Annotated in this window: 2 protein-coding genes and 1 pseudogene; 2 read left to right on the top strand and 1 reads right to left on the bottom strand. The window is 33.3% G+C overall.

The features are described 5' to 3' along the window. Positions 1 to 10: 10 nt before the first annotated feature. A complete protein-coding gene (locus DW036_RS25200; protein ID WP_369906913.1) occupies positions 11 to 970 on the bottom strand; it encodes a hypothetical protein in 960 nt (319 codons plus the stop codon). Positions 971 to 1,327: 357 nt separating this feature from the next. Here DW036_RS25200 and DW036_RS25195 point away from each other — a divergent pair, with 357 nt between their 5' ends. Beyond that, positions 1,328 to 2,467, top strand: coding sequence for a site-specific integrase (locus DW036_RS25195; RefSeq protein ID WP_118466727.1), 1,140 nt, complete (start codon positions 1,328 to 1,330; stop codon positions 2,465 to 2,467). 865 nt (positions 2,468 to 3,332) lie between these two features. Continuing rightward, a pseudogene (locus DW036_RS25190) lies at positions 3,333 to 3,931 on the top strand (hypothetical protein); the annotation flags it as partial.

The following is a 3,931-nucleotide window of genomic DNA, read 5'->3' as shown; positions in this document are numbered from 1 at the left end:
CAATAAAAAATTAAAAATTTAATAATTCTGATTTAATAAAATATGGGTTAAAACTATTTTCTGTTGCCATATTGTCGTCTACACACGGATTGAATGAACGTCCATAATATTGTTCATTACCCGCATTATACGACATTCCAAAATATTCAGAAGGCATTACCCTGGGTATATACCCTCTTCTTTTATATTTATATGGCGGCAATGCTATCTGAAAGCGGAAGCCACCATTATATCCTTTATTTCCTGCGTTTTGTACTTTCATGCCGTAAAAACCAATAGAAACATATCTAAAGTTACGTACCATATCAAAACGAATTCCTTTTTCACTTAGCAGGTATTGCTCAACCTTCAAAGAGAACGATGTATTATACTCTGGCCAATAAAAGCTCCCCCCTATATTCCATGTAAAACGTTTCAAGGGACTTACTTTCCAACGCCAGTCTTCAAAGCGCGAGCGTCCGGTATAACCAATACGTCCATCTACAGAAAACCGTTCATCTTTAAAAATATACTTTGCATCCAAAGTTCCTCCCCAACGGTAATTATTGAATGTTCCAATCGTTGCCGTCAGAAAGATATTATAGGGAAGCCTGACTGATTGCGATAAGGCTATGTAGCCCTGACGCACTTGTTCGTAGGAACTTCCATATTCGTTGTACACAGGTATAATAACTTGCCCGATAAACTTCATACCTTTCCATAATGAAACTTCGATTGCAGGATTCAAGTTAAAAAGTACTTGATATATCTGCGTTATGACTAAATTTCTTAGTTTCAGTTCTGGGTATACTACAATGTCCACCTTAAACAAAGAACTATTTTTTCTCTTTTCCTTCTTGATTTGCTTCCAGCTATCACCCAGGTCGTAACTAACGTCCCAATCCCTGCGGCTTGTTTCAGGAACACTATCACCGATTGCCGGTTCATAGTAAAGAGAAATTTGAGGTACATTATTGTCCAAAACTATTATTCTACATGGCTTTTTATCCGGAAATCATCACAATATGTATATTGAGTAAACAATTCACACATATAGCTCTTATTTAGTACATTACATAATAATAAGCAATCTAATTACTCGTCTATATTGTTTCTTTTTCATACATTAATATTATATATTTGTTGCTTATTTGTTACTATTTATACTGTATTATTAATAATGGAATTCTTGTTTATTTTTCTAATATTCAATAATTTAAATATAAAAAGAGGCAACAGAACGGAATAAACTCCAAATACTAAATCAATTGGAACTCTTTTTTGTTACCTATTTGTTACTATTAGAATAAAAATGTAACTTTTTTTATTAGAAATATTCTAAGATAATATGAAAGAAGATCTAAAAATAAAAGAGCCAATTAAAATAAGGGTAAAACACTTGACTAACGGGAGTAAGTCAATATACCTCGATATATATATGGAAGGAAGGCGGAAATATGAATTTCTGAAATTATATATCATACCGGAGAATAGTAAGTCGGACAGGGTTCGCAATAATGAGACATTAAAGTTAGCAAACACCATTAAAGCCCAACGTATTATTGAATTGCAAAATCAAAGTCACGGCTTTAAATTCAATAAGACCTCTAATATAAAATTAATCGATTATATACAGGCGATAGCAGGAAAGAAATCTGAGGGTAAAGTACGTCGGACTACTTTGCATGCTGTCATCTATCACCTTAAACGTTATGATCCCAATAATATCCAACTTAGCCGAATCAACAAAGAATATATCTTGGGATTTTTGAATTATCTCAAAATAGCCAAACAAGCTCACAGCAAAAAAGAGAAATCGCTCCATGCCAATACTCAAGTATATTATTATAAAATGCTACGGTATTGCATAAACTATGCAGTAACCGAAGAATTACTGCCAGCCAATCCTATGAACAAAATCCAGAATGAAGAAAAGCCTCATAGAAACCATACAGAAAGAGAATACCTCACCATGGATGAATTGAAGAAATTGGCACAAACTCCTTTCTATAATGAATTAGTAAGAAAAGCTTTTCTCTTCAGTTGTTTTTGTGGCCTGAGACATTCCGACATCATAGCACTCACATGGCGAGATATAGAAACAGATGAAAACGGGAACTCATGGTTACACATTATTCAGAAAAAGACCAAAGAAGCCATTTCTTTACCTCTAAGTAAGGAGGCCGTAAAACACTTACCCAAACGGGAAGAAGCTAAGGAGAATGACAAGATCTTTAAGAAATTGATAACTTTGGGAAGAACCAATGAGATTTTACCCAGATGGGCAGAACAAGCAGGCATCAAAAAGCATATCACATTTCATACAGCCCGCCATACACATGCAACCATGTTACTAACGTTGGGAGTTGACTTATATACTGTTTCTAAACTGCTGGGACATACCAATATACAAACCACACAGATTTATGCTAAATTAGTGGATGAAAGTAAGAAAAAAGCAATCGATCTCATACCTAACATAACGTAACACATCACCCCAAAAAGCGATCATTTTGTTAAGATACCAACTAATTCACCTACACACAAATCCTTGAAGTATTAACTAAAAAATGAGAACCACCACTACAAACAGCATAAATATGCGCATATCCCCTATCTTTTTCACTAAAAAACGCATATAAAAAGCATTCCTTTGTAAACAAAGAGTTAACTTCCTGACGACTAAAGGTTGATTTCTTACTAACAAAGAGTTAACTTCTTGTCGACAAGAAGTTAATCTCACCTAAAATGAAAGCTATTTTATGCTACAATGAATGATTTAAACATGTTATTTAACAATATCCACTTCTTTCTCATCACAAAATAGGTTACTTTAGAAAGTATCATTTTATCCATAAAAACACAATAACAAAATCAAAAAGAAAAGTCTGACAATAAATACCTATCAAATACAACACAATAAAGAAATAATTAAATCTTTTAAAGCCACATATATTCCATGAGAGTTCATTTTTCTCTATCATCCCCTCGATTATTTGCAAACAAGCCAAGGATATTGTTGTAGAAAATACAAAACGACAATTTGACATTATAGCTCCACTAAACTTATTTCAGGCAAATAATAATTCGTTTTCTACAAAATACGTATATAACTAGAATTACTTTTATGGTTATATTTCTCGCTTAAATATCGTATTTACTAGTCATTTAGTAACCTCTTAATCATGCATCATAAGCTCACTGATAAGGAATACAACCTTCAGGAAAAGATTTATGCAGAAAATGCTACATTATTTTATTTTTTCATGTAAAATTCTTTGGTATTATTAAAATTGTGTCTATTTTTGCACCATATTTTGCGTCGTGAAAGATGCAAAAAATGAATAATAAAGATGAGGTATAGAAACTCTAACATGAGAAAGTGTCTAACTACTAAAACAATAGCACAATGTGCGGCGTTCTTTTTATTCTGTTTGCTTCCGTTAAAAGGGTTTTGCCAAACAGGAGAAAGTACGGTCAATACTTTAGTAGAGATGGGATTTGAAAATGTTGGGTGGACGGAAGACGGCAAGGAACGTGTATACGTACTGCAAAATTCTGCATATCGTCTAAACGGAGTAGGCATTAGCAAAGCTGTAGATGTCATTCAAAAGATGGGTTTACCGGATAAAAAGCCATGCAGGGTAATCGTTTTAGATAATAATATACCTCAAATATCTCTTTACTATGAACCAATGACAGGTGATAGTATCCTTGAAGCAAGTCGTAGGGATTGGGACGTTAGTTACGATCTGGGTGATAGCTGGAAGCAAATTAGAAAAAAAAAGAGAAAAAATAGTTCTTTGTTTAAGGTTGATATTGTGGTATATCCAGAACTGAAATTGAAAAACTTGGTCATAACACAGATATATCAAGTACTTTTTAACTTGAATCCTGCGATCGAAGTTTCATTATGGAAAGGTATGAAGTTTATCGGGCAAGTTATTATACC

This window comes from Bacteroides sp. AF39-11AC (assembly GCF_003474285.1).
GTDB lineage: Bacteria > Bacteroidota > Bacteroidia > Bacteroidales > Bacteroidaceae > Bacteroides.
This window is presented reverse-complemented; position numbering and strand designations above follow the sequence as displayed.

What these genes read in the sequence shown, in the direction of transcription:
- DW036_RS25195 (WP_118466727.1), top strand. Translation starts at nt 1,328, where the DNA reads ATGAAAGAAGATCTAAAAATAAAAGAGCCAATTAAAATAAGGGTAAAA.